Origin of the sequence: Laedolimicola intestinihominis (assembly GCF_040096155.1) — a bacterium.
GTDB classification, from domain to species: Bacteria; Bacillota; Clostridia; order Lachnospirales; family Lachnospiraceae; genus Laedolimicola; species Laedolimicola intestinihominis.
In genome coordinates this window covers 1-1243 of the sequence record NZ_JBBMFE010000039.1, presented here as the reverse complement: position 1 = coordinate 1243, position 1243 = coordinate 1, and the positions used below count along the sequence as shown (strand labels likewise).

Sequence of the window (1243 nt, the reverse complement as noted above, 5' to 3'; positions counted from 1 at the left end):
GTGCGACTCGTTCCTGAACAAAGCCTTCGTAGTTGAAGGACAAAATCAGGCACTAACAAAAGAACGAAAATTTCAGATGTTAGGAGAACTAACAATCCAAGAGGTGGAATGATGGGGTAACGCCCTGAAACGCCCCCTTAATACTCCGACTGGCGGGTGTAAGTGAAAACTGACCTGTCAGAAGCTCGGTGAAGTCGGCTGAGAGTAGCCGTATGGATTGCTGGATAATTACCAGCCCCACGAAAGCTGTCCAGAGGTGGACGGTGCTACCTATAGGCCGGAGGTCTACAAAATACCCAAGGTCAGAATGTTTGAAATATGACTGACGAAAACCGCGAATGTAAGGGTCTATACCATGACGGCATAGAAATGTGCTGGTAGCGTTCATCGCTAATCAGTGTGGTGGAGTAAAAATTGATGTTATGAAACACCATAGCACGTTACAGGCGTGTTCAAGCTGACAGGCTTAAAGCGGAGACCTAAAGGTATATGTAAAGATAGGATTGTTGGAACGAGGAAAGGCAGTAGGCTTCTACCATTAGGAAGTAAGCAGACGAATCATATAAGCTGCTGTACTACTGCTGAAAAGCAGAGGTCGAACTGATGATGTTTTCTGCTAAAAAGAGGAAAACGGAAGAATGGCCTCAAGTCAGTCAAACAGGCAACTTAGCACTTAGTCGCAATTAGGATTGCGAGTATGACAAAAAGAAGTCACTCGCCGTAAAGGAGAGTGATGCCTGATGCCAAATGAGAAGAAACCAAAAACCAAATGCGTGGAGTATCTCCGCCATGCTGAATACTACGATATGCAAAGTACCTTTGATGAACTGTATGCCAGAAGTCAGGCAGGAGAAATTTTCGAGAACCTGATGGATGTGATACTTTCAAGAGAAAATATCCTGCTGGCCTATCGGAACATCAAATCCAATACCGGGAGTATTACGCCGGGAACAGACAAGCTGAAGATTTCTGATATTGGTAAACTTACCGCTGATGAAGTCACAGCAAGGGTACGCAAAATCGTCAAGGGAGCTAAAAACGGCTACACCCCAAGAAGCGTAAGACGCAAAGACATCCCAAAACCAAACGGGAATACCAGGCCACTGGGAATCCCTTGTATCTGGGATAGATTGGTACAGCAATGTATCAAGCAGGTCATGGAACCTATCTGCGAAGCCAGGTTCAGCAACAATAGCTATGGATTCCGTCCAAATCGGTCGGTTGAAAATGCGATAGCGGCAAC

At 45.5% G+C, this 1243-nt stretch carries 1 pseudogene; it reads left to right on the top strand.

Annotated elements, in window-relative coordinates:
- Positions 1-740 precede the first annotated feature (740 nt).
- Positions 741-1243, top strand: a pseudogene (locus WMO29_RS16670) (reverse transcriptase domain-containing protein); the annotation flags it as partial.